This is a genomic window from Cupriavidus sp. WGlv3 (assembly GCF_023952475.1).
Lineage (GTDB): Bacteria > Pseudomonadota > Gammaproteobacteria > Burkholderiales > Burkholderiaceae > Cupriavidus > Cupriavidus phytorum.
In genome coordinates, this window is the sequence record NZ_JALHRX010000010.1 from 39,300 (window position 1) to 62,644 (window position 23,345).

The 23,345-nt window shown below is 68.7% G+C and carries 20 protein-coding genes and 1 tRNA gene; 14 read left to right on the top strand and 7 right to left on the bottom strand.

The window, feature by feature from the left end; translation table 11 throughout:
• Positions 1-8: 8 nt before the first annotated feature.
• The 9 genes from kdpB to MKD38_RS17380 all read left to right on the top strand — a co-directional run bounded on the left by kdpB (position 9) and on the right by MKD38_RS17380 (position 11,338).
• Complete coding sequence (gene kdpB / locus MKD38_RS17340) at positions 9-2,207, top strand: potassium-transporting ATPase subunit KdpB (protein WP_371925711.1); 2,199 nt, start codon at positions 9-11, stop codon at positions 2,205-2,207.
• Positions 2,208-2,235: 28 nt separating this feature from the next.
• Positions 2,236-2,865 (top strand): potassium-transporting ATPase subunit KdpC, encoded by a 630-nt coding sequence (gene kdpC, locus MKD38_RS17345; RefSeq protein ID WP_252678548.1) that lies wholly within the window; start codon positions 2,236-2,238, stop codon positions 2,863-2,865.
• Between the two features lie 87 nt (positions 2,866-2,952).
• A complete protein-coding gene (locus MKD38_RS17350) occupies positions 2,953-5,817 on the top strand; it encodes a DUF4118 domain-containing protein (RefSeq protein ID WP_252678549.1) in 2,865 nt (954 codons plus the stop codon).
• Between the two features lie 31 nt (positions 5,818-5,848).
• On the top strand, positions 5,849-6,544 hold the full coding sequence (gene kdpE, locus MKD38_RS17355; RefSeq protein ID WP_252678551.1) for a two-component system response regulator KdpE: 696 nt from the start codon (positions 5,849-5,851) through the stop codon (positions 6,542-6,544).
• A 171-nt stretch (positions 6,545-6,715) separates the two neighbouring features.
• Positions 6,716-7,105 (top strand): cupin domain-containing protein, encoded by a 390-nt coding sequence (locus MKD38_RS17360; RefSeq protein WP_252678552.1) that lies wholly within the window; start codon positions 6,716-6,718, stop codon positions 7,103-7,105.
• 47 nt (positions 7,106-7,152) lie between these two features.
• On the top strand, positions 7,153-8,130 hold the full coding sequence (locus MKD38_RS17365; protein ID WP_252678553.1) for a Bug family tripartite tricarboxylate transporter substrate binding protein: 978 nt from the start codon (positions 7,153-7,155) through the stop codon (positions 8,128-8,130).
• A gap of 40 nt (positions 8,131-8,170) precedes the next feature.
• Positions 8,171-9,337, top strand: coding sequence for an acyl-CoA dehydrogenase family protein (locus tag MKD38_RS17370; protein ID WP_062800923.1), 1,167 nt, complete (start codon positions 8,171-8,173; stop codon positions 9,335-9,337).
• Between the two features lie 12 nt (positions 9,338-9,349).
• Positions 9,350-10,510 (top strand): CaiB/BaiF CoA transferase family protein, encoded by a 1,161-nt coding sequence (locus MKD38_RS17375; protein WP_252678554.1) that lies wholly within the window; start codon positions 9,350-9,352, stop codon positions 10,508-10,510.
• Positions 10,511-10,570: 60 nt separating this feature from the next.
• Entirely contained in the window at positions 10,571-11,338 is a 768-nt protein-coding gene (locus tag MKD38_RS17380) for an IclR family transcriptional regulator (RefSeq protein WP_252678555.1), read from the top strand.
• 111 nt (positions 11,339-11,449) lie between these two features.
• On the opposite strand, the gene MKD38_RS17385 is transcribed toward MKD38_RS17380, so the two are convergent.
• The 3 genes from MKD38_RS17385 to fdxA all read right to left on the bottom strand — a co-directional run bounded on the left by MKD38_RS17385 (position 11,450) and on the right by fdxA (position 13,284).
• Positions 11,450-11,525: transfer RNA gene (locus MKD38_RS17385), tRNA-Asn, on the bottom strand.
• Between the two features lie 239 nt (positions 11,526-11,764).
• On the bottom strand, positions 11,765-12,874 hold the full coding sequence (locus tag MKD38_RS17390) for an NAD(P)/FAD-dependent oxidoreductase (protein ID WP_252678556.1): 1,110 nt from the start codon (positions 12,872-12,874) through the stop codon (positions 11,765-11,767).
• 86 nt (positions 12,875-12,960) lie between these two features.
• Positions 12,961-13,284, bottom strand: a complete 324-nt coding sequence (fdxA, locus tag MKD38_RS17395; RefSeq protein WP_115703942.1) for a ferredoxin FdxA — start codon at positions 13,282-13,284, stop codon at positions 12,961-12,963.
• Between the two features lie 368 nt (positions 13,285-13,652).
• On the opposite strand from fdxA, the gene pncB reads away from it, so the two are divergent.
• The 5 genes from pncB (at position 13,653) to MKD38_RS17420 (ending at position 19,711) form a co-directional block, all read left to right on the top strand.
• Positions 13,653-14,831, top strand: coding sequence for a nicotinate phosphoribosyltransferase (pncB, locus tag MKD38_RS17400; RefSeq protein WP_252678557.1), 1,179 nt, complete (start codon positions 13,653-13,655; stop codon positions 14,829-14,831).
• Between the two features lie 108 nt (positions 14,832-14,939).
• Positions 14,940-15,626 (top strand): LutC/YkgG family protein, encoded by a 687-nt coding sequence (locus tag MKD38_RS17405; protein ID WP_252678558.1) that lies wholly within the window; start codon positions 14,940-14,942, stop codon positions 15,624-15,626.
• Between the two features lie 157 nt (positions 15,627-15,783).
• The gene (locus MKD38_RS17410; RefSeq protein ID WP_252678559.1) at positions 15,784-17,202 is read left to right on the top strand and encodes a sodium:proton antiporter; all 1,419 of its coding nucleotides are present in this window, start codon (positions 15,784-15,786) and stop codon (positions 17,200-17,202) included.
• A gap of 4 nt (positions 17,203-17,206) precedes the next feature.
• The gene (locus tag MKD38_RS17415) at positions 17,207-18,202 is read left to right on the top strand and encodes a 2-hydroxyacid dehydrogenase (protein WP_252678560.1); all 996 of its coding nucleotides are present in this window, start codon (positions 17,207-17,209) and stop codon (positions 18,200-18,202) included.
• Between the two features lie 9 nt (positions 18,203-18,211).
• On the top strand, positions 18,212-19,711 hold the full coding sequence (locus MKD38_RS17420; RefSeq protein ID WP_252678561.1) for a DNA recombination protein RmuC: 1,500 nt from the start codon (positions 18,212-18,214) through the stop codon (positions 19,709-19,711).
• A gap of 29 nt (positions 19,712-19,740) precedes the next feature.
• On the opposite strand, the gene MKD38_RS17425 is transcribed toward MKD38_RS17420, so the two are convergent.
• From MKD38_RS17425 to moaA, 4 genes are all read right to left on the bottom strand, one after another.
• On the bottom strand, positions 19,741-20,022 hold the full coding sequence (locus MKD38_RS17425; protein ID WP_018005172.1) for a hypothetical protein: 282 nt from the start codon (positions 20,020-20,022) through the stop codon (positions 19,741-19,743).
• 193 nt (positions 20,023-20,215) lie between these two features.
• Positions 20,216-21,514, bottom strand: coding sequence for a molybdopterin molybdotransferase MoeA (gene moeA / locus MKD38_RS17430; protein WP_252678562.1), 1,299 nt, complete (start codon positions 21,512-21,514; stop codon positions 20,216-20,218).
• 36 nt (positions 21,515-21,550) lie between these two features.
• Positions 21,551-22,150 carry a molybdenum cofactor guanylyltransferase MobA gene (gene mobA, locus MKD38_RS17435; RefSeq protein WP_252678563.1) on the bottom strand — a complete coding sequence of 200 codons (600 nt, stop codon included), beginning with the start codon at positions 22,148-22,150 and terminating at the stop codon, positions 21,551-21,553.
• Positions 22,151-22,170: 20 nt separating this feature from the next.
• Complete coding sequence (gene moaA, locus MKD38_RS17440; protein WP_026164074.1) at positions 22,171-23,295, bottom strand: GTP 3',8-cyclase MoaA; 1,125 nt, start codon at positions 23,293-23,295, stop codon at positions 22,171-22,173.
• Between the last annotated feature and the right edge of the window lie 50 nt (positions 23,296-23,345).

A 23,345-nucleotide genomic window follows, 5' to 3' on the forward strand; every position in this document is an offset into this window, starting at 1 on the left:
CTGTCTCCATGATGCAACCCGATACCCTGAGCACGCGGCCCCAGGCCGCCCCGGAGCGCGCCGACGATGGCGCCGCCCACGATCCAGCCCACGATGCCGCGCACGACCCGGCACGCGCGCCGCTCCGCCTGCTGTCGCCCGAACTGGTGCGCCCGGCGCTGTTCGCGGCGCTGCGCAAGCTGTCACCGCGCGAGCAGCTGCGCAACCCGGTGATGTTCGTGGTCTACGCCGGCGCCATCCTGACCACGCTGCTGGCGCTGCGTGCGCTGGTCGCGCCGCAGCCGCATGCCACGGAAAGCGCCGGCTTTATCGTCGCGATAACGATCTGGCTGTGGGTCACCGTGCTGTTTGCCAATTTTGCCGAGGCCCTGGCCGAAGGCCGCAGCCGCCAGCAGGCCGCGTCGCTGCGCGGGCTCAAGCGCACCGCGAACGCGCGCGTGCTGGCCGAGGGCCGCCGCGACGGCGCCGTGCAGGTGCGCCCGGCCACCACGCTGCGCCGCGGCGACGTGGTGCTGACCGAGGCCGGCGACATGATCCCCGGCGACGGCGAGGTCATCGAAGGCGTGGCCTCGGTCGACGAAAGCGCCATCACGGGCGAGTCGGCGCCGGTGATCCGCGAATCCGGCGGCGATTTCTCGTCGGTCACCGGCGGCACCCGCGTGCTGTCCGACTGGATCGTGGTGCGCATCACCACCAATCCGGGCGAAAGCTTTATCGACCGCATGATCTCGATGGTCGAAGGCGCGCGGCGCCAGAAGACGCCCAACGAGCTGGCGCTGACCATCCTGCTGGTCGGACTGTCGATGGTGCTGCTGCTGGCCACCGCCACGCTGCTGCCGTTCTCCGCCTACAGCGTGCTGGCGACGGGCGCGGGGCTGCCGGTCACCGTGACCGTGCTGGTGGCGCTGCTGGTGTGCCTGATCCCGACCACCATCGGCGGGCTGCTGTCGGCAATCGGCGTGGCCGGCATGAGCCGCATGATGGCGGCCAACGTGATCGCCACCTCGGGCCGCGCGGTGGAGGCCGCCGGCGACGTCGACGTGCTGCTGCTCGACAAGACCGGCACGATCACGCTGGGCAACCGCCAGGCCGCGCGGCTGCTGCCGGCGCCGGGTGTGAGCGAACGCCAGCTGGGGGCCGCCGCGTGGCTGTCGTCGCTGGCCGATGAAACCCCCGAGGGCCGCAGCATCGTGGCGCTGGCGCGCCAGCAGGCCGGCGCCGACGCCCCGGGCATGGGCGCGGCGCGGCCGGTGTTCGTGCCGTTCAGCGCGCAGACGCGCATGAGCGGCGTCGACCTCGACGAGCGCACGTCGCGGCGCAGCGTGCGCAAGGGCGCGGCCGATGCCGTGCGCCGCTACGTGGCCGAGCATGCGGGCAAGTTCCCGGATGCGGTCACGCACGCGGTCGAGGACGTGGCGCGGGCCGGCAGCACGCCGCTGGTGGTGGCCGAGCTGACCGGCGCCGAGGTGCGCGTGCTGGGCGTGGTGGAGCTGAAGGACACGGTCAAGCGCGGCATCCGCGAGCGCTTCGGCGAACTGCGCCGCATGGGCATCCGCACCGTGATGATCACCGGCGACAACCGGCTGACCGCCGCCGCGATCGCCGCCGAAGCGGGCGTCGACGACTTCCTCGCCGAGGCCACGCCCGAAGCCAAGCTGGCGCTGATCCGCCGGTACCAGGCCGAAGGGCGGCTGGTGGCGATGACCGGCGACGGCACCAACGACGCCCCGGCGCTGGCGCAGGCCGACGTCGCGGTGGCGATGAACAGCGGCACGCAGGCCGCGCGCGAGGCCGGCAACATGGTCGACCTCGACAGTAACCCGACCAAGCTGATCGAGATCGTCGGCATCGGCAAGCAGATGCTGATGACCCGCGGCGCGCTCACCACCTTCAGCGTGGCCAACGACCTGGCCAAGTATTTCGCGATCATTCCCGCGGCCTTTGCCACCACCTATCCGCAGCTTGACCTGCTCAACGTGATGGGGCTGGCGACGCCGGCATCGGCGATCCTGTCGGCCGTGATCTTCAACGCGCTGATCATCGTGGCGCTGATCCCGCTGGCACTGCGCGGCGTGCGCTACCGCGCGCTCGGCGCCGCCGCGCTGCTGCGCCGCAACCTGCTGGTGTACGGGCTGGGCGGCATCGCGCTGCCGTTTGCCGGCATCAAGCTGATCGACCTGGGCCTGGCCGCCATGGGCTGGGCCTGACCGACCCCAAACAATGTTCGGAGCAACCATGTCCAATCCAATCACAGCCGATACCGCGCACGCCGCGCACACTGAAGCGCAGGGCGGCCTGATGCGCCCGGCGCTGGTCATCCTGCTGGCGCTGTCGCTGCTGACCGGCCTGCTGTACCCCGCGGCGATCACCATGATTGCCGGCGCGGCCTTTCCGCACCAGGCCGCCGGCTCGCTGATCGAGCGCGACGGCAAGGTGCTGGGATCCGAGCTGATCGGCCAGCCGTTCTCCGCGCCCGGGGACTTCTGGGGCCGGCCCTCGGCGACCGCGCCGATGCCATACAACGGCGGGGCTTCCGGCGGCTCCAACCTGGGGCCGTCGAACCCCGCGCTGGCCGACGCGGCACGCGCGCGCATCGACGCGCTGCGCGCGGCCGATCCCGGCAACACCGCGCCGGTGCCGGTGGACCTGGTGACCGCCTCCGGCAGCGGCCTGGACCCGCATGTCAGCGTGGCCGCGGCCGAGTACCAGGCGGCGCGCGTGGCGCGGGCGCGGGGTTTGCCGCTCGCGCAGGTGCGCGCGCTGATCGCCGCGCATACCGACAAGCCGCTGCTGCCGGTGCTGGGCGAGGCCGGCGTCAACGTGCTGCGGCTAAACCTGGCACTGGATGCGCTGCCGGCGCGCTGAGGCGGGAGGCCACGTTGGGGGCCACGCGCCGGCCTGCATGGCACAATCTGGCTGCGCTTGCGCTGCCGCAACGTGAGCGCGCCCACCATGCCCGCGCGCCCAGCCGACGACCTCCGCCCCGATCCCGACCACCTGCTGCAACGCCTGCAGGCCGATGGCGAACGCTCCGCGCGCGGACGCCTGCGCATTTACTTCGGCGCCTCGGCCGGCGTCGGCAAGACCTTTGCCATGCTGGCGGCCGCGCGCGCGCTGCGCGAACAGGGTGGCGATGTCGTCGTGGGCGTGGTCGAAAGCCATGGCCGCGCCGAGACGGAGGCGCTGGCCGAAGGCCTCGAGCAGCTGCCCCGGCGCGTGCTCGAGCACCGCGGCCGCGCGCTGCAGGAATTCGATCTCGACGCCGCGCTGGCGCGCCGGCCGGCGCTGGTGCTGGTGGACGAGCTGGCCCACAGCAACGCGCCCGGCAGCCGCCATCCCAAGCGCTGGCAGGACATCGCCGAGCTGCGCTCGGCCGGCATCGACGTCTGGACCACCGTCAACGTCCAGCACCTCGACAGCCTGAACCAGGCGGTGGCCGGCATCACCGGCATCCGCGTGCGCGAGACCGTGCCCGACGCGGTCTTCGACGAGGCCGACGAAGTCGTGCTGGTCGACCTGCCCGCCGACGAGTTGCTGCGCCGGCTGCGCGAAGGCTGCGTGTACGTGCCCGAACAGGCCCGCCACGCGGTGCAGCACTTTTTCCGCAAGGGCAACCTGATCGCGCTGCGCGAGCTGGCGCTGCGACGCACCGCCGACCGCGTCGACGACGATGTGCGCGCCTACCGCCAGCAGGCGTCGATCGAGCCGGTGTGGCGCACGCGCGAAGCGGTGCTGGCTTGCATCGGCCACGGCAGCGATGCCGTGCAAGTGGTGCGCAGCGCGCGCCGGCTGGCGGCTCAACTCGATTGCGACTGCCATGTGGTGACGGTGTCGGTGCCGCGGCTGGCGCCGGTGCCGGACACGCTGCGCGCGCAGCTCGACGAGGCGATGCGGCTGGCCGAGGCGCTGGGCGCGCGCACCGAGACCCTGGCCGGCAGCGACATGGTGGCGGCAGTGGCCGGCTATGTGCGGCGGCACAACCTGACCAAGGTCCTGATCGGCCGCACCCCGGCGCGCTGGCGTGACCGCGGCGATGCGCTACCGGGCCGCCTGCATGCCTGGCTGGCGCAGCTGCTGGCGCCGTGGCTGGGCGCGCGCGCCTGGCTGTTCGGGCGCAGCAACTTTGCCGATGCGCTGGCGGCCGCGTGTCCGGAGGTCGACGTGATCCGAGTCGCCGCCGACGGGGTCCGGCATGACGCGCCCGATGCCGCCCGCGCTGCGCATGGCATCGAAGCGCAAGGTGACGAGGCCCGTCCGGCGCAGTGGCCCGGCCTGTTGTGGGCGGTGGCCTGGTGCGCCGGCGCCACCGCGCTGTCGGCGCTGGCGCGGCCATGGTTCGACCTGGTCAATATCGCCATGCTGTTCCTGCTGGCGGTGGCAGGGGTGGCGCTGCGCCACGGACGCACCGCCGGCGCTTTCGCCGCGCTGGTGGCGGTGGGTGCGTTCGACTTCTTCTTCGTGCCACCGCAGCTGTCGTTCGCGGTCAGCGACGTGCAATACCTGGTGACCTTCCTGGTGATGCTGGCAGTGGGACTGGTGATCGGCCAGCTCACCGCCGGGCTGCGCGAGCAGGCGCGCGTGTCGGTCCAGCGCGAGACCGATGCGCGCACACTGTACGAGCTGGCGCGCGAACTGTCGGCGGCGCTGACCGATGCGCAGATCGTTGCCATCGGCAGCCGCTTCCTGCGCGCGGCGTTCGACGCGCGCGCGGCGTTCTTCCGGGCCGGCCAGCAAGGGCGATTGCTGCCCGCCGCAACCGATGCCGAGAGCGCTGCCCAAGCCGGCGTCGCCGCGCAGAGCGACGCCATCGACCATGTGCTGGCGCAATGGGTGTTCGACCACGGCCAGCCGGCCGGCACCGGCACCGACACGCTGCCGGCCGGCACGGTGCTGTACCTGCCGTTGAAAGCGCCGATGCAGGTGCGCGGCGTGCTCGCGGTCGAGCCGCGCGCCTGGCGTGCCTTCGCGCAGCCGGCGCTGCGGCGCCAGGCCGATGTCTTCGCCACGCTGATCGCGATCGCGCTGGAGCGGCTGCATTACGTCGAGGTCGCGCAGCAGGCCCTGCTGACGATGGAGTCCGAGCGCCTGCGCAGCTCGCTGCTGGCGGCGGTGTCGCACGACCTGCGCACGCCGCTGACCAGCCTGATCGGCATGGCCGAGACCCTGCAGCGCGGCACCCCGCCGCTGGCGCCGGGGGTGGCGGAAACGGTCGGCGCCATGCGCGACCAGGCGCGGCGCATGCATGCGATGGTGGCCAACCTGCTCGACATGGCGCGGCTGCAGGGCCGCAATGTGGCGCTGCGCAAGACCTGGCAGTCGTTCGAAGAGCTGGCCGGCGCGGCGCTGGCGTCGCTGCGCGACGCACTGGCGCGGCACCGCGTGGTGGTGGCCGACCTGTCGGCGCTGCCGCTGGTGGAGTGCGACGGCGTGCTGATCGAGCGCGTGCTGTGCAACCTGCTCGAGAACGCCGCCAAGTACACCGCGCCGGGCACCGAGATCCGGCTGCGCGGCGAGGTCACCGAAGCCTCGGTGCACCTGATCGTCGAGGACGACGGTCCCGGCGTGCCGGCCGCGATGGCGCGCCAGGTGTTCGAGAAATTTACGCGCGGCGAGCGCGAATCCGCCACCAGCGGCGTCGGCCTGGGGCTGGCCGTGTGCGAGGCGATCGTGCAGGCGCACGGTGGCAGCATCCGGGTCGAGCCGGTGCACCCCGCGCAGGCCGCGAGGGTCGATGGGGGCGGCGCGCGCTTCGTGGTCACGCTGCCGCGCGGCACCCCGCCGGTGCTGGAGCCCGAAGCGGCCGGCGTGCCGGCCTGAACCCGCCAACCTTGCAAGGAAGCGACGCGTCATGCCATTCGAGTTTTCGCCCACGCTGCTGCTGGTGGAAGACGAGCCCCATATCCGCCGCTTCGTGCGCGCGGCACTGCAGGACGAGGGCTGCACCGTGCACGAGGCCGATACCCTGCAGCGCGGGCTGATCGAGGCCGGCACGCGCCAGCCCGACCTGGTGATCCTGGACCTGGGCCTGCCCGACGGCGACGGCGTCTCGATGATCGGCGAGCTGCGCACCTGGACCGAAGTGCCGGTGCTGGTGCTGTCGGCGCGCACCGACGAGACCGAGAAGATCCGCGCGCTCGACGCCGGCGCCGACGACTACCTGACCAAGCCCTTCGGCGTGGGCGAGCTGGTGGCGCGGCTGCGCGTGCTGTTGCGCCGGCATGCTCGCGCCGGCGCGCAGGGGCGGGCGCAGGTGGCGTTCGGCGAGGTCGCCGTCGACCTCGCCAACCGGCAGGTCACGCGCGGGGGCGAGGCGGTGCACCTGACCCCGATCGAATACCGCCTGCTCGCCGTGCTGCTGGCGCACCGCGGCAAGGTCATGACGCACCGCGAGCTGCTGCGCGAAGTGTGGGGGCCGTCCCATGCCGACAGCAGCCACTACCTGCGGGTCTACATGGGCCACCTGCGCCACAAGCTGGAGGCCGATCCGGCCCAGCCGGCGTGGTTGTTGACCGAGGTCGGCGTCGGTTACCGCTTCGCCGGCTAGGCCCACCAGGCGTTACATTCTCTATTTCCGACCGATCACGCGGCGCGTGAGGACGGCGCTCGTCACGGCCAGGCGCTCCCGGTAAACCCGCAAACGTGTCGAAAACGTTTGACGAGTAAATTCATGTGTATAAACTATTATTCATAAACATGAATTCAGGCAGGAGGCCGCATGCCGGACCAACCCGTGTATTTCATCTCGACCGATGAGGTCGAGGGCTACCACCCCGCCAACCATGTCGGCACGCTCAACCGCCGGCTGATCGCGCCCGAGACGGTCGGCTCGCGCCATCTGGAAGTGATCCACGGCACCATCGAGAAGGGCAAGGGCGCGCTGCCGCATGCGCACCCGGGCATTGAGCAGGTCTGCTACGTGCTGGAAGGGCGCGCCGTCGCCGAGGTCGGCGGCCAGCGCCGCGAGCTGGGCCCGGGCGACTGCTGTTTCTTCCCGCCGGACCAGATGCACGTCTTCACGGTAGTCAGCGACGAGCCCGCAAAGATTCTGGTGATCTATTCCCCGCCTTACGAGGAATCCCCTGAACGCGTGATACGGCCCGCCTGACCGGCGGCGGTCACGGGCAGGGCACAAAACTACAGGAGACAACCACCGTGAAGTCCTTCAAGAACGCTTTTGCCGGCCTGGCGCTGGGTTGCAGCGCGGTGCTGGCCGCGATCCCGGCGCAGGCCGCCGATGAATTCCCCGCCAAGCCGCTGCGGCTGGTGGTGCCGTTTGCCGCCGGCAGCGGTACCGATGCCGTGGCGCGTCTGACCGCGAAGTACCTGGGCGAGTCGCTGCAGCAACCGGTGGTGGTGGACAACAAGCCCGGCGCCAACGGCACCATCGCCGCCGAGTTCGTGGCCAAGGCGCCCGCCGACGGCTATACGCTGTTCATGACCACCAACACCACGCATTCGGCCAACCCGTCGCTGATGAAGCAGTTGCGCTATGACCCGGTCAAGGATTTCACGCCGATCTCGCGCATGGGCAACCTGCCGTTCATGCTGGTGGTCAACCCGGCGCTGCCGGTCAAGACGCTGCGCGAGTTCGTCGACTACGCCAAGGCGCATCCGGGCCTGACCTATGCCAGCGGCAACAGCACCGGCATTGTCTCGGGCGCGACGCTGTCGAAGATGGCGGGGCTGAAGATGCTGCACGTGCCGTACAAGAGCACGCCGCCGGCGATGACCGACGTGATGGGCGGCCAGGTGCAGGCGATGTTCGTCGACTTCGCCGCCGGCATCGCCAACGTGCGCGCCGGCAAGCTGCGCGCGCTGGCGGTCACCACCGCGCAGCGCAGCGCGCTGCTGCCGGACCTGCCGCCGCTGGCGAGCGTGCCGGAGCTGAAGGGCTTCGACGTGACCTCGTGGAATGGTGTGTTCGCGCCGGCCGGGGTGCCGGCCCCGGTGGTGGCGCGCCTGAACCGCGAGCTGGTGGCGATCGCCACCAGCAAGCAGCATGCCGCGCAGTTCCATGCGCTGGGCTTCGAGCCGTTCGGCAGCACGCCGGCCGAGCTCAACCAGTTTGTCGTGGCCGAGTTGCAGAAGTGGGCGCGGCTGGTGAAGGACGCGGGCATCCAGCCGGAATAAGACACCATCGAACCGACAACGACAGCAAGCAGGTAACGCGATGAATTTCGATCTCTCCGAAGAACAGGCCTCCATCGTCGAGGCGGTGCAGCAGGTCTGCGCGCAATTCGACATGGAATACTGGGACCGCCTCGACAAGTCCGGCACCTATCCGCACGAGTTCTACCAGACGCTGTGCGAAGGTGGCTGGCTCGGCGTGGCCATGCCCGAGGCCTTCGGCGGCGCGGGGCTGGGCATCCTGGAAGCGGCGCTGGTGATGCAGACCATCTCGCAGTCGGGCGCGGGCATGACGGGCGCGTCGGCGGTGCACATGAACGTGTTCGGCCTGAACCCGGTGGTGGTGTTCGGCACCGACGCGCAGAAGGGACGCTTCCTGCCGCCGCTGATCGCAGGCCAGGAGAAGGCCTGCTTCGGCGTGACCGAGCCCGACGCGGGGCTCGACACCACCAAGCTCAAGACCTTTGCGCGCAAGGTGCCAGGCGGCTATTCGGTGAGCGGGCGCAAGATCTGGATCTCGACCGCGCAGGTGGCCGACCGCATGCTGCTGCTGGCGCGCACCACGCCGCTGGAGTCGGTGAAGAAATCGACCGAGGGGCTGTCGCTGTTCTATACCAAGGTCGACCGCAGCAAGATCGAGATCCGCGAGATCGACAAGATGGGCCGCGCCGCCGTCGACACCAACATGCTGTTCATCGATGACCTGTTTATCCCCGACGAGGACCGTATCGGTGAAGAGGGCAAAGGCTTCGAGTACATCCTGCACGGGCTCAACCCGGAGCGCATCCTGATCGCGGCCGAGGCCATCGGGCTGGGGCGCGCGGCGCTGGCCATCGCTACGCAGTACGCCAAGGAACGCGTGGTGTTCGGCCGCCCCATCGGCATGAACCAGGGCGTGCAGCATCCGCTGGCGCAGGCCTGGATGCAGCTGGAGTCGGCCAACCTGATGATGCTCAAGGCCGCGGCGCGCTACGACGCGGGCCAGTCGTGCGGCGCCGAGGCCAACGCCGCCAAGTACCTCGCCGCCGAGGCCGGCCACAATGCCTGCCAGACCGCGATCCTGACGCTGGGCGGCATGGGCTACTCGCGCGAGTACCGGGTCGAGCGGCTGCTGCGCGAATCGTATATCCCGCGCATCGCGCCGGTCAGCCCGCAGCTGATCCTGTGCTTTATCGCCGAGCGCGTGCTGGGCTTGCCCAAGTCGTACTGAGCGGGAGCGGCGATGCAAGACAAGCCAGTGCAGGCCAGTGCGCCGACCGGGCCGCTGGCCGGGATCCGCGTGATCGACATGACCTCGGTGGCGATGGGGCCGTATGCCACACAGATCCTTGGCGACATGGGCGCCGAGGTGATCAAGGTCGAGCCGCCGGCGGGCGATGTGTTCCGCCATGCCGAGCCGGCGCGGCACGCCGCCATGGGCGCCAGCTTCCTGAACCTGAACCGCAACAAGCAGTTCGTGGTGCTGGACGTGAAGCAGCCCGACGACCTGGCGGCGCTGAAGGCGCTGATCGCCGGCGCCGACGTCTTTGTCTCGAACGTGCGGCCGCAGTCGCTGCGCAAGCTCGGGCTCGACTATGCCTCGCTGTGCGCGGACCATCCGCGGCTGATCTACTGCGGCGCCTATGGCTATTCGGAGTCAGGGCCGTACGCCGGCGCGCCGGCGTTCGACGACATCATCCAGGCGCGCAGCGGCATGGCGCAGTTCCAGGGCGCCAACTCGAACGAAGGGCCGCAGTACGTCAACACCATCCTCGCCGACAAGGTCGCCGGGCTGACCGTGGCCTATGCGATTCCGATGGCGCTGTACGAGCGCGAGCGCTCGGGCCGCGGCCAGGCCATCGAGGTGCCGATGTTCGAGACGCTGGTGTCGTTCCTGGCCACGGAACAGCTGGCCGGGCAGACCTTCGTGCCGCCGCTCGGGCCGGCGGGCTATCCGCGCGTGATGTCGCTGCATCGCAAGCCGTACCGCACTCGCGACGGGCATATCGCGCTGCTGCCGTACACCAGCGCGCAATGGCAGCGCTTCTTCGATGTCTCCGGCCATGCGCCGCTGGCCAGCGATCCGCGCTACGCCACGCCGGCCGCGCGCAGCGCCAATATCGACGCGCTCTATGCCACGCTGGCCGAGATCGTCGCGCAGCGCACCACCGCCGAATGGCTGGCGCTGCTGCGCGATGCCGACATCCCGCACAGCGAGGTGCCGCACTTCGACAGCCTTGCCGAGGACCCGCACCTGCGCGCCACCGGCATGCTGTTCGAGTACGACCATCCGAGCGAAGGGCGCCTGCGCGGCGTGGGCATTCCGACGCGCTTCTCGCGCACGCCCGGCAATATCCGCAGCTGGCCACAGTCCTTGCCGCCAGCCGCGCGTCAGGAGGACTGACCCGCGCTGCCGCCGCGTACAATCCCGGCCAACGGATACTGAAGTCGAGGAAGCCAAACGATGGCAGCAAACGAAGCGGCGGAGAAGTCCGGTTACGGCAGCGTCAAGACGGCGCTGCGCGTGATCGAGATCATGGAAATCTATGCGCGCGAAGGTCGCTCGCTGACGCTGACCGAACTGGCCAAGCTGCTGGGCGCGCCGATGTCGAGCTGCCTGGGGCTGATCCGCACGCTGGCTTCGCTGGGCTATCTGTACGAGACCGGCCGCCGCCAGGGCTACTACCCGACGCGCCGGCTGCTTGATATCGCGCAACGCATCGCCCGCAACGACCCGCTGCTGGAGCGCGTGCAGCCGGTGCTGGAATCGCTGCGCGACACCACCGGCGAGACCGTGGTGTTCGGCAAGCTGCAGGACGACGGGCGCGTGCTGTATCTGGAAGTGCGCGAATCCCCCAACCCGGTGCGCTATATCGCAGCGCCGGGCGAACTGCGCGACGCGCATGTCAATTCGATCGGCCGCGCCATCCTCGGCACGCTGACGCCTGGCGCACGCGCCGAGCTGTTGTCGGGCGTGTCCTTTGCCGCGCGCACGCCGCGCACCATCGCCTCGGCGCAGGCGCTGGAAGCGGCGATGCGAGGCTGGCAGAAGCAGGGCTGGTATCCGAATTTCGGCGAATCGTTTCCCGACCTTGGCGCCATCGCCGTGCCGGTGACGATCGGCGGCGCAACCTATGGCCTGTCGGTGGCGGGGCCGCTGCATCGGGTGGAACTCAATGCGCAGGGCATCGTCGCGGCGCTGGAGGCTGCGGCACCGTCGTTGCAAGGGTAGGGAAAAGAGGAGGGCGTTGCGGCCGGATCGGTCGTGGCGCTCCGCTTCGAGCTTCGCAGCGAACGGAAAACGAAAAAGCCCGGTGCGATTGCACCGGGCTTCCGTATCGGTTGGCTCCCCGACCTGGGCTCGAACCAGGGACCTGCGGATTAACAGTCCGTCGCTCTACCGACTGAGCTATCGGGGAACAGCTGAGAAAGAAATTATAGCCAGTTTCTCTTTTCTTCGTCAACACCCTTTCGACATTTAGTTCTTGTCACGGGGTGCGGGGAAGGCTGGCTTGCTGCCTGGCGTACGATCCAGAAGGCCGGATGCCGGCTTCAGACCGTGGGCGCCGAACAGCGAGGCCGCATTATAGCGACGGTTCCGGCTTTGTGCCAGGAAAAACCGCCTCGCGGCGGTTTTTCCGTGGTACCCGCAAGAAGCTCAGTCGAACACCGGCGATTCCACGCCCAGCACCTTGTGCAGCTTCGGCGAGGTGGTGGTGTACTGCATGTGGATCTTCTTCTCGGGGAAGATATACGGCGCAGCACCGAACGCGGCCAGCGCAGCCTCGTGGAAGCCCGACAGGATCAGCTTCTTCTTGCCGGGATAGGTGTTGATATCGCCGACCGCGAAGATGCCGGGGATATTGGTCTGGAATTTTTCCGTGTCCACCTTGATCTGCTTGCGCTCCAGGTCCAGGCCCCATTCGGCGATCGGGCCCAGCTTGGGCGACAGCCCGAAGAACACCAGCAGGTCGTCGAGCGGCAGGCGGCGGGTCACGCCGTCGGCGCCGGACACCTTGATCTCGGTGAGCACGCCGTCCTTCTCTTCATAGCCGCTGATCTGGCCGACCACGAACTGCATTTCCATCTGTTCGCACAGTTCCTTCATCTTGGCGACCGACGCGGGCGCGGCGCGGAAGCCGTCGCGGCGGTGAATCATCACCACCGACTCGGCCTTGCCGACCAGGTCCAGGGTCCAGTCCAGCGCCGAGTCGCCGCCGCCGACGATCACCAGGTTGCGGCCGTGGAAGCGGCTCGGGTCCTTGACGCGGTAGAACAGCTGCTTGCCGTCGAACTTGTCGATGCCATCGACCTTGAGCGTACGCGGCTGGAACGAGCCCACCCCGGCGGCGATGAAGATGGTCCTGGTGATGAAGCGCGTGCCGAGCGAGGTCTCGACGAAGAAGCGGCCGTCGTCACGGCGCTCGACCACGGAGACTTCCTGGCCCAGGTGGAAGGTGGGCTCGAACGGCTCGATCTGCTTGAGCAGGTTGTCGGTCAGTTCCTGGCCGGTGCAGCTGGGCACGGCCGGGATGTCGTAGATAGGCTTGTCCGGATACAGCTCGACGCACTGGCCGCCAACGACCTTCAGGGAATCGATGACGTGGGCCTTGATTTCGAGCAGGCCCAGTTCGAACACCTGGAACAGACCGACCGGACCGGCACCGACGATCAGCGCGTCGATTTCCAGCGGCTGGCCGCCTGCGGGGCTGCCGCCCTCGACCTGTCGGGTCGTGTCGGCAACGGGATTTGGAATGCTCAAGTCCATATTCGTCCTGATACGTTGGTTGGGCACGCGGGTGCCCGGCATTGCGGAAAGCGCGTGGGGACGGCTTTCTTTGCTGCCCGGTGCGCTCAGCGCTCCAGGTACTGCAGCTTGTCGGTGGTGTCCTTCCATTCCTCGGCCTCGGCCAGCGGGGCCTTGGTCTTGGTGATGGAGGGCCAGTTGCGGGCCAGCTCGGCGTTCAGTTCGATGAATTGCTGCTGGTCGCCCGGTACGTCTTCCTCGGCGTAAATGGCGTTCACCGGGCACTCGGCCACGCACACGGCGCAGTCGATGCACTCATCCGGGTCGATGGCCAGGAAGTTGGGGCCTTCGCGGAAACAATCGACCGGACACACGTCAACGCAGTCTGTGTAGCGGCAACGGATGCAGGATTCGGTGACAACGTGAGTCATTTCGGTTCCAGGAAAACGGGTCGGCTTTTAATGGGAAACTGTGGGGCCGCTTCTTGCCGGCGTGACGTGCCGCATCCATCACATGGGAGTGCCCGCGCGCCGCAGGGCAGCGTGGGTTGGGCGAGCGCCGGCCGAGGCCTTTCGGAAACCGATATTGTAGCCGAGCCTTCTGGCAAGGATAGCCGGTCTATATAGCCGGATCAGATAGTTTTCTTATTTCTTTATGTACTTTTGATTTAACGCATGGAGGCCGCCTGGCGGCTTTGTCTGCTCGCCGGCATGCTGCGCAGCACAACCCGGCAGAGGACGGCAGCGGGCAGACTTCAGGTAGCATGGCGTTCTGACCCGGCATTGCCGTCTGGCCCGCTATGATCATCCAGTCTCTGCTCGACACCGACCTGTACAAATTCACGATGATGCAGGTGGTGCTGCATCAGTTTCCGCAGGCACAAGTGGAATACCGCTTCAAGTGCCGCAACGCGGGCATCGATCTGACCCCGTATATCGACGAGATCCGCGCCGAGTTGGCGCACCTCTGCCAGCTGCGTTTCACCGAGGAAGAGCTGGCCTACCTGCGCGGCCTGCGCTTCATCAAGAGCGATTTCGTCGATTTTCTCGGGCTGTTCCACCTGAACGAGAAATATGTCTCGGTGCGCCCGTCGCCGCAGGGCAACGGCGAGATCGAGATTTCCATCACCGGCCCGTGGCTGCACACCATCCTGTTCGAAGTGCCGGTGCTGGCCATCGTCAATGAAGTGTATTTCCGCCGCACCCAGCCCCAGCCCGACCTGGCCGAAGGCCGCCGCCGGCTGGAAACCAAGCTGTCGCTGCTGAAGGCGCCCGAGCTGAGCGATTGCGTGATCGCCGACTACGGCACGCGCCGGCGTTTCTCGCGCGACTGGCAGGAAGAGGTGCTGCTGACCATGCGGCGCCTGCTGGGCCCGCAGCTGGCCGGCACCAGCAATGTCCACTTCGCGCGCCTGCACAATATGGTGCCGCTGGGCACGATGGCGCATGAATACCTGCAGGCCTGCCAGGCGCTGGGGCCGCGGCTGCGCGACTCGCAGGTGTTTGCGCTGGAGCGCTGGGCGCGCGAATACCGCGGCGACCTGGGCATCGCGCTGTCGGATACCTATGGCTTCGACGCCTTCCTGCGCGACTTCGACCTGTATTTCTGCAAGCTCTTCGACGGCGTGCGCCACGATTCCGGCGATCCGGTGCGGTGGGGCGAGCGCATGGTGGCCCACTATGCCGCCAACCGCGTCGACCCGCGCACCAAGACGCTGATCTTCAGCGACAGCCTCGACATCCCGCGCGTGATCGAGCTGTACCAGCGCTTCCATGGCCGCTGCCGGCTGGCGTTCGGGGTCGGCACCAACCTCACCAACGATCTGGGCTACACGCCGCTGCAGATCGTGCTGAAGATGGTGCGCTGTAACGGCCAGCCGGTGGCCAAGCTGTCGGACACGCCGGAAAAGACCATGTGCGACGATCCCGGCTACCTGGCCTACCTGCGCCAGGTGTATTCGGTTCAGCCCGCCGCGTAGCAGGCTTCGGCGCGGCGCGCCGCTGCATCGACCATGCAGCGCGCCGCTGCATCGACCCTATAATCGCCGCATCGCGCCCTTGCGCATTGCCACCCAAAGCCAGGCCCCATGGACACCAACGACGCCCGCGACCGCATCTTTGCCCGTATCCGAGCCGCCCAGGGCAGGCCGGCCCGGCCGAGCGCGGGCGAGCGCGGCGCCGTCGCCGATTACCTGGCCCGCCACCCGCAGGGCCCGCGTCCGGCCGCCGCGTCCGACCTGGCCGAAGCCTTCCTGGCACAGGCGCAGCGCATGGCCTCGACCGTCGAGCGCGTCGCGACCCTGGCCGACGTGCCCGCCGCCACGGTGCGCTATCTGGACAGCCTGGCCCTGGTGCGCCGCGCGGTCGCCTGGGATGAATTCGGCCGGTTGCCGTGGCAGGACGCGGGGCTGGCGGTGGAGTGCCGCCCGCCGGTACGCGACGCCGAGGCCGACCGCGACCATGGCGACCTGGTCGGCATCACCGGCTGCTTCTGCGCGATTGCCGAGACCGGCTCGCTGATGCTGCTGTCCGGCCCGGCCACCTTCGCCTCGGCCGCGCTGCTGCCCGAGACCCATGTCGCGGTGGTGCCGCGCTCGCGCATCGTCGCCGGCCTGGAAGATGCGTTTGCGCTGGTGCGCAGCGAGCGCGGCGACCTGCCGCGCGCCACCAACATCATCAGCGGGCCGTCGCGCACCGGCGATATCGAACAGACCATCGTGCTGGGCGCCCACGGCCCGTACCGCGTGCATGTGATCCTGGTCGACGCGGCCTGATCGACGCGGCGCGAAGCCGGCGCGCCGCAATCCGAAAATGCACGCCGCAAGGGGAAGCGCGGCAGGGCCTTGCATTACACTTGCAGGCTTGCCCGCGCGCTTTGGCATCGCGCCGCGCGCGCCATGACCGCTGCATTGTTCGAGGAGATCCTGCCTGATGCGACGTGCCCCCGTGCTGTTGCCACTGCTGGCCATGCTGGCCGCCTTTCCCGCCGCAGGCCATGCCGCCGACCTCGACGGGGCGTCGCTGTCGCCGCTGTGGGGGCTGCCTTTTGCCGGCATCCTGCTGTCGATTGCGCTGTGGCCGCTGCTGGGGCCGAAGTTCTGGCATCACCATTACGGCAAGATCGCCGCCGGCTGGGGGCTGCTGTTCCTGCTGCCGTTCGCGTTCATGTTCGGCGCGCATGCCGCCGCCGTCAGCACCGTGCACGCGCTGCTCGCCGAGTACATTCCGTTCATCGCGCTGATCACCACGCTGTATATCGTTGCCGGCGGCATCTGCGTGCGCGGCAACCTGCACGGCACGCCGGGGCTCAATACCGGGATCCTGGCGCTGGGCACGTTCCTGGCCAGCTTCATGGGCACCACCGGCGCGGCCATGCTGCTGATCCGGCCGCTGTTGCGCGCCAATGACAACCGCCGCCACGTGGCGCACGTGGTGGTGTTCTTTATCTTCCTGGTGGCCAACGCGGGCGGCTCGCTGACGCCGCTGGGCGACCCGCCGCTGTTCCTGGGCTTTCTGAAGGGCGTCGATTTCTTCTGGACCCTGCGCAACATCTTCCCGGAAACGCTCTTTCTCTGCACGGCGCTGCTGCTGGTGTTCTACCTGGTCGACCGGCACTACTACCGCAACAAGGAAGAACAGCTGCCAGTCGATCCGACCCCGGATTCGGGCAGCATCGCCATCGAAGGCAAGTTCAACTTCGTGCTGCTGCTGGCCGTGGTCTGCCTGGTGCTGATGAGCGGGCTGTGGAAGCCGGGCATCTCGTTCGACATCCTGGGCACCGAGGTGCCGCTGCAGGCCGCGGTACGCGACGCCTTGCTGGTGGTGGTGGCGGTGGTGTCGATGCTGGTCACGCCGCGGGCGGCGCGCGTGGGCAATGAATTCAACTGGGAACCGATCCTCGAGGTGGGCAAGCTGTTCGCCGGCATCTTCCTAACCATCATCCCGGTCATCGCGATGCTGAAGGCGGGTACCGACGGTGCCTTCTCGGGGGTGATCCGCGCGGTCAGCGACGCCAACGGCCAGCCGGTCGACAGCATGTACTTCTGGGCGACCGGCGTGCTGTCCTCCTTCCTCGACAACGCGCCGACCTACCTGGTGTTTTTCAATACCGCCGGTGGCGACCCCGCCACGCTGATGACGCGCGATGCCTCGACGCTGGCCGCGATCTCGGCCGGCGCGGTGTTCATGGGCGCCAACACCTATATTGGCAATGCGCCCAACCTGATGGTCAAGGCCATCGCCGAGAACCGCGGCGTGCGCATGCCGAGCTTCTTCGGCTACATGCTGTATTCGGGCATTTTCCTGATGCCGCTGTTCGTCATCATGACCTTCCTCTTCTTCCATATCTGATGCCATGAAGCCGTCCGTCCTGGTCACCCGCGCCATCTATCCCGAAGTCATCGCGCATCTGGCGCAGTATTTCGATGTCGACGACAACCAGCAGGACGCGGTGCTCGACGCCGCCGCGCTGAAGGCGCGGCTGGCGGGCAAGGCCGGCGTGCTGGCCAATGCCGCCGACCGCATCGACGCCGGCGTCGTGGCCGGGCTGCCGGCGTTGCGCGCGGTGTGCAACATGGCGGTCGGCTACAACAACCTGGACCTGCCGGCGCTGACGGCCGCGGGCATCGTCGCCACCAATACGCCGGACGTGCTGACGGAGACCACCGCCGATTTCGGCTGGGCCCTGCTGATGGCGACCGCGCGCCGCGTCACCGAGGCCGAGCACTACCTGCGCGCCGGCAAGTGGCAGCGCTGGAGCTACGACATGCTGGTCGGCATGGACCTGTACGGCAGCACGCTGGGCATCCTCGGCATGGGCCGCATCGGCCAGGCGCTGGCGCGGCGTGCGGGCGGGTTTGGCATGAACGTGCTGTACCACAACCGCAGCCAGCTACCCGCCGAGACCGAGCGCGCGCTCAACGCCCGCTATGTCAGCAAGGAAGGCCTGCTGCGCCAGTCCGACCACCTGCTGCTGGTGCTGCCGTACGGCCCGCAGAGCCACCACGCCATCGGCGCCGCCGAGCTGGCGCTGATGAAGCCCACCGCGACGCTGGTGAACCTGGCGCGCGGCGGCATCGTCGACGATGCCGCGCTGGCGCAGGCGTTGCGCGATAAGCGCATCTTCGGCGCCGGCCTGGATGTGTTCGAGGGCGAGCCGGCCGTCCATCCGGACCTGCTGAGGGTGCCCAACGTCGTGCTGACGCCGCATATCGCCAGCGCGTCCGAGAAAACCCGCCGCGCCATGGCCATGCTCGCGGCCGACAACCTGATCGCGGCGCTCGACCAGGGCCCGCAGGCCGGCCATCCGCCCACCGTGATCAACCCTGAAGTGATGGCGCATCGCCGCTGAGGTTTTCGCATGACCCTGATTCCGTTCCTGACGCTGGCCGCGGCGCTGCTCGCGGTCGTGCTGCTGGTGATCGTGTTGCTGCGCCAGCAGGCCGGGTCATCCGGCGCCGGCATGGCGCGGCAGCTCGACGAGATGCGGCTGGAGCAGGCACGCGGCATGGAGCGGCTGGAGCGCGAAGTGCGCACCGAGGTGGCCGAGGCCGCGCGCGGCAGCCGCGGCGAGTCGGCGCAGCAGATGCTGCGCTTCCAGCAGGCGCTGTCGTCGCAGCTGACCGGCATCGCCACGCTGCAGAACAACCAGATCGACACCTTTGCGCAGCAGCTGGCCAAGCTGACCGAGACCAACACCCAGCAACTGGAGCAGGTGCGCCAGCACCTGATGCTGCAGTCGCAGCAGGCGCGCGACGAGCAGGCCGGCACGCTGCGCCGCTTCGGCGACGGCCTGCAGCAGCAGCTGGCGCAACTGTCCGAGGCCAACGAGCGGCGCCTGGCCGAGGTTCGCGCCACGCTGGAACGGAAGCTGCAGGACATCGAGGCCAACAACGCCGCCAAGCTCGAGGAAATGCGCCGCACCGTCGACGAGAAGCTGCACGCGACGCTGGAGCAGCGCCTGGGCGAATCGTTCCGGCTGGTGTCGGACCGCCTCGAGCAGGTGCATCGCGGCCTGGGCGAAATGCAGGTGCTGGCGCAGGGCGTGGGTGACCTGAAGAAGGTGCTGACCAACGTGAAGTCGCGCGGCACCTGGGGCGAGGTGCAGCTGGAGATGCTGCTGGAGCAGATGCTGACGCCGGAGCAGTACGGCAAGAACGTCGAGACCGTGCGCAACTCGGGCGCGCGCGTGGAGTTTGCCATCCGCCTGCCCGGCAAGGCGGCGGGCGCGGACCCTGCACCGGTCTGGCTGCCGGTCGATGCCAAGTTTCCCAAGGAACAGTACGAGCGCCTGGTCGACGCGCAGGAGCGCGGCGATCCCGATGGCGTGCTCGCGTTCGGCCGCGAACTGGAAACAGCACTGCGGCGCGAGGCCCAGACCATCGCCGAAAAATACCTGGCGCCGCCGCAGACCACCGACTTTGCCATCCTGTTCCTGCCGACCGAAGGGCTTTATGCCGAAGTGCTGCGCCGTCCCGGCCTGACCGACCAGCTGCAGCGCGACTATCGCGTGACCGTGGCCGGTCCGACCACGCTGACCGCGCTGCTGAACAGCCTGCAGATGGGTTTCCGCACGCTGGCGCTGGAAAAGCGCTCGAGCGAGGTGTGGGAGGTGCTGGGCGCGGTCAAGACCGAATTCGGCAAGTTCGGCGACGTGCTGGCCAAGACCCGCGATACGCTCGAGCGTGCCGCGCGCAATATCGAGCAGGCGGAGGTGCGCACGCGGCAGATGGCGCGCAAGCTGCGCTCGGTGGAAGCGCTGCCGGGTGAGGCAGCGCAGCAGCTGCTAGGCCTCGGGCTGGATGCGGCAGCGGATGGCACGCCGGAAACTACCAATAACGCGGAAAACAGCCGGGCCTGAGCGCCCGGCCGGAGATGGCGGTGCGCCGTTCAGCGGTCTTCTTCGGGAGACAGCTCGCGCACGTGGACTTCGATGCCGCCAAAGCGGGCAGCGACCCAGTTGTAGGCCTTGCAGGCCAGCCACAGCAGGCCGAAGCCGATCAGCGCATTGAGGATGATCGCGCTGAAGACCGTGATCGCCGGCAGGTCACCATAGCGGACGAAGGTGACGAACAGTCCCAGCGACACGATCGGCAGGGAGAAGCACAGGTAGACCAGCACCAGCGCGCGGGCGGTCTTGACGGGGTGGAGGTACGCAATCTCCTGATTCATGACGGGGGATACTCGAATGTTTCTGAATCGTGCGCCAAGTGTAGCGATTGGCCGATGCCAAGCATAGCCCGGCAGCCGCGGGGCAGCCGAAAGCCCCGCGACAGCGGTGCCGCGGTGGCAAATGTGCAGCACAAAAACGACACATTGCTACGGTCGTGTAGCGAATGGTTGCGCGCAGCCCCCGCCGTGCCGGTCAAACCAGCCCGTCGAACAGCATAACCTCGACCGCGTCGCCGGTCTTGACCGAGTCCTGCTCGTGGCCGAGCACGATAAAGCAGTTGGCCTCGCTCATCGAGCGCAGCACGCCCGAGCCCTGCTGGCCGGTGATGCGCACTTCCCACTCGCCGTCGCCGGCGCGCGCCAGGATGCCGCGCTGGTACTCGGTGCGCCCTGGCTTCTTGCGGATCGACTGCGCGCTGCGCACGCGCAGCAGCGGCAGCGGCGGCACCGTCGCGCCCATCAGCCGGTGCAGCGCCGCGCGCACGAAATGGTAGAAGGTGACCATCACCGCCACCGGATTGCCGGGCAGGCCGAACAGCAGGGCCGAGTGCGCGCCCGCGCCGTCGGCCTGGATGCGCCCGAAGGCCATCGGCCGACCCGGGCGCATGGCGATCTTCCAGAACGTGACATCGCCCAGGCGCGCCATGATCTGCTTGGTGTAGTCGGCCTCGCCGACCGAGACCCCGCCCGAGGTGATGACCGCGTCGGCGCTTTCGCAGGCGGTGCGGAAAGCGGCTTCGAGCGAGTCGGGATCGTCGCGCACCACGCCCATGTCGAGCAGGTCCACGTTCATCCGGCGCAGCATGCCGTGCAGCGTGTAGCGGTTGGAGTCGTAGACACAGCCCGGCTCGAGCGGCTCGCCGATCGAGCGCAGTTCGTCGCCGGTGGAGAAGAACGCCACGCGCAGGCGCCTGCGCACGCGCACCTCGGCCACGCCCAGCGACGCCAGCAGGCCGAGGTCGGCCGGCTGCAGGATGCGCCCGGCCTGCAGCGCCGCCTGGCCGCGGGCCAGGTCCTCGCCGCGCAGGCGCCGGTTGTCGCCGATGCGGACGCAGTCCGCGGCAAAGCGGATGCGCGCGCCGTCGGCGACGGTTTCGACGAACTCCTGCGGCACCACGGTATCGCAGCCTGCCGGCATCACCGCGCCGGTCATAATGCGCACCGCCTGCACCGCGGTGGGGGCCAGCGCGCCGGCGCCGCCGGCCAGCGCGCTGCCGATCACCTCGAGCTCGACCGTGGCGGTCTGCGCCGCGGCCAGGGCCGCGCCCTGGAAGGCATAGCCGTCCATCGCCGAGTTGTCATGCGCGGGCACGTCGATGGTCGAGACGATGTCCTCGGCCAGCACCCGGTCCAGCGCGCTGCGGATCGGCAGCTGCTCGATGCCGCGCACCGGCTCGACCACCTCGCCGATGATGCGGTTGGCGTGGTCCACCGGCAGCGCGGTGGGATCGTAGTCGGACAGGCAGGAAATAACGGATTGCAGCGATGGCATGGCGGCTCGGCGGTCAGCGGTGGCTGGGGCAGGAATTCAGCGCGTTTCGTGCGCGCGCAGTTCGTCCAGGGTGTTGATATTGGCAAAGGCTGCGGCGTCGTCGAACAGCACTTCGGCCAGCCGGTGCGAGGCGGCCCAGGTCTCGATCTTGCGGCCGCCCCCGGAAAGATAAGCCACCAGGCTGTCGAGCGCACTGACCGGCATCAGGCAGAACACCGGTTGGGTCTGGCGCCGGCCGTCCTGGTCCAGCGTGACCGGAATCGCCAGCTCGGCGCCCTCGGCTTCGATCGCCTGTGCCAGGCGCGCCACCAGGTCGGTCGGCAGGAACGGCGAATCGCACGGTGCCGTCACCATCCAGGGGGTCGCGCATTGTTCCAGGCCGGCCAGCATCCCGGCCAGCGGGCCGGCGAAGTCGGGCACGCTGTCGGTATAGACCGGCACGCCGAAAGACTCATAGGCGGCCAGGTTGCGGTTGGCATTGATCATCAGCCCGCCCACCTGGGGCGTCAGCCGCATCATGGTGTGCATGGCCATCGGCGTGCCCTGCAGCGGCTGCAGGCCCTTGTCGGTGCCGCCCATGCGGGTGCCCCTGCCGCCTGCGAGGATCAGGCCGGTGATGTCGTCGCGTGCAATCATGGAGTCGTGGTGCGGCGGGTTCAGCCGCCGATATAGGACATCTCGATCTTGCGCTCGGCGCGCCTGGCGCGCACTGCCGGGTCGCTGCGCTGCTCGGAATAGTTGTCGGTGCGGCCCTGCCAGACCTGCGCGATCGCGTTGGAGATTTCCAGGTCGCTGTAGCCGCCGCGCAGCAGCGCGCGCAGGTCGAAGCCTTCGGTGGCGAACAGGCACAGGTAAAGCCGGCCTTCGGTGGAGAGCCGGATACGGCTGCAGTCGCCGCAGAAGGCGTGGGTGACGCTGGAGATCACGCCGACCTCGCCGGCGCCGTCGCGGTAGCGCCAGCGCTCGGCGGTTTCGCCGGCATAGTTGGCCTGCACCGGCTCGAGCGGGAATTCGGCGTCGATGCGCTTCACCACTTCGGCCGACGGCAGCACTTCGTCCATCTGCCAGTGGTTACTGGCGCCGACGTCCATGAACTCGATGAAGCGCAGGATGATGCCGCTGTGGCGGAAGTGGCGCGCCATCGGCACGATTTCCTGGTCGTTGGTGCCGCGCTTGACCACCATGTTGACCTTGATCGGCGCCAGCCCCACGGCCTGCGCGGTCTCGATGCCGCGCAGCACGTCGGCGACGGCGAAGTCGACGTCATTCATGCGGCGGAAGGTGGCATCGTCGATCGCGTCCAGGCTGACGCTGACCCGCGTCAGGCCCGCGTCGCGCAGCGCGCGCGCCTTGCGCGCCAGCAGCGAGGCGTTGGTAGTCAGGGTCAGGTCCAGCGGCTTGCCCGACACGGTCTCGATCTTCGCCAGCATCTCGACCAGGTGCTCGATGTTCTTGCGCAGCAGCGGCTCGCCGCCGGTCAGGCGAATCTTCTCGACGCCGTGGGCAACGAACAGGCGCGCGGTGCGCTCGATCTCCTCGAAGCTCAGCAGCTCGGAATGCGGCAGGAAGGTGTAGTCCTTGTCGAACACTTCCTTCGGCATGCAGTAGACGCAGCGGAAGTTGCAGCGGTCCGTCACCGAGATGCGCAGGTCGTGCAGCGGCCGGCCGCGGCGGTCGGCCACCAGGCCGGTCGGCGCAACCAGGTTGCCGGGAATGCTGGGCGTCATCGAACGGTAGCGATGGTCGCGCAGGTCGAAAATCGGGATGACGGATTCGGTCATGGCCTGTGGGTGGCACGGCTTCCGGGGAGCGGGGCGGCAACGCAAAAAGC

Excerpts from the sequence above, each read along its gene's own strand:
- kdpB (WP_371925711.1), top strand. The coding sequence starts at position 9 with ATGATGCAACCCGATACCCTGAGCACGCGGCCCCAGGCCGCCCCGGAG.
- kdpC (WP_252678548.1), top strand. The coding sequence starts at position 2,236 with ATGTCCAATCCAATCACAGCCGATACCGCGCACGCCGCGCACACTGAA.
- MKD38_RS17350 (WP_252678549.1), top strand. The coding sequence starts at position 2,953 with ATGCCCGCGCGCCCAGCCGACGACCTCCGCCCCGATCCCGACCACCTG.
- kdpE (WP_252678551.1), top strand. The coding sequence starts at position 5,849 with ATGCCATTCGAGTTTTCGCCCACGCTGCTGCTGGTGGAAGACGAGCCC.
- MKD38_RS17360 (WP_252678552.1), top strand. The coding sequence starts at position 6,716 with ATGCCGGACCAACCCGTGTATTTCATCTCGACCGATGAGGTCGAGGGC.
- MKD38_RS17370 (WP_062800923.1), top strand. The coding sequence starts at position 8,171 with ATGAATTTCGATCTCTCCGAAGAACAGGCCTCCATCGTCGAGGCGGTG.
- MKD38_RS17375 (WP_252678554.1), top strand. The coding sequence starts at position 9,350 with ATGCAAGACAAGCCAGTGCAGGCCAGTGCGCCGACCGGGCCGCTGGCC.
- MKD38_RS17380 (WP_252678555.1), top strand. The coding sequence starts at position 10,571 with ATGGCAGCAAACGAAGCGGCGGAGAAGTCCGGTTACGGCAGCGTCAAG.
- MKD38_RS17390 (WP_252678556.1), bottom strand. The coding sequence starts at position 12,874 with ATGGACTTGAGCATTCCAAATCCCGTTGCCGACACGACCCGACAGGTC.
- fdxA (WP_115703942.1), bottom strand. The coding sequence starts at position 13,284 with ATGACTCACGTTGTCACCGAATCCTGCATCCGTTGCCGCTACACAGAC.
- pncB (WP_252678557.1), top strand. The coding sequence starts at position 13,653 with ATGATCATCCAGTCTCTGCTCGACACCGACCTGTACAAATTCACGATG.
- MKD38_RS17405 (WP_252678558.1), top strand. The coding sequence starts at position 14,940 with ATGGACACCAACGACGCCCGCGACCGCATCTTTGCCCGTATCCGAGCC.
- MKD38_RS17410 (WP_252678559.1), top strand. The coding sequence starts at position 15,784 with ATGCGACGTGCCCCCGTGCTGTTGCCACTGCTGGCCATGCTGGCCGCC.
- MKD38_RS17415 (WP_252678560.1), top strand. The coding sequence starts at position 17,207 with ATGAAGCCGTCCGTCCTGGTCACCCGCGCCATCTATCCCGAAGTCATC.
- MKD38_RS17420 (WP_252678561.1), top strand. The coding sequence starts at position 18,212 with ATGACCCTGATTCCGTTCCTGACGCTGGCCGCGGCGCTGCTCGCGGTC.
- MKD38_RS17425 (WP_018005172.1), bottom strand. The coding sequence starts at position 20,022 with ATGAATCAGGAGATTGCGTACCTCCACCCCGTCAAGACCGCCCGCGCG.
- moeA (WP_252678562.1), bottom strand. The coding sequence starts at position 21,514 with ATGCCATCGCTGCAATCCGTTATTTCCTGCCTGTCCGACTACGATCCC.
- mobA (WP_252678563.1), bottom strand. The coding sequence starts at position 22,150 with ATGATTGCACGCGACGACATCACCGGCCTGATCCTCGCAGGCGGCAGG.
- moaA (WP_026164074.1), bottom strand. The coding sequence starts at position 23,295 with ATGACCGAATCCGTCATCCCGATTTTCGACCTGCGCGACCATCGCTAC.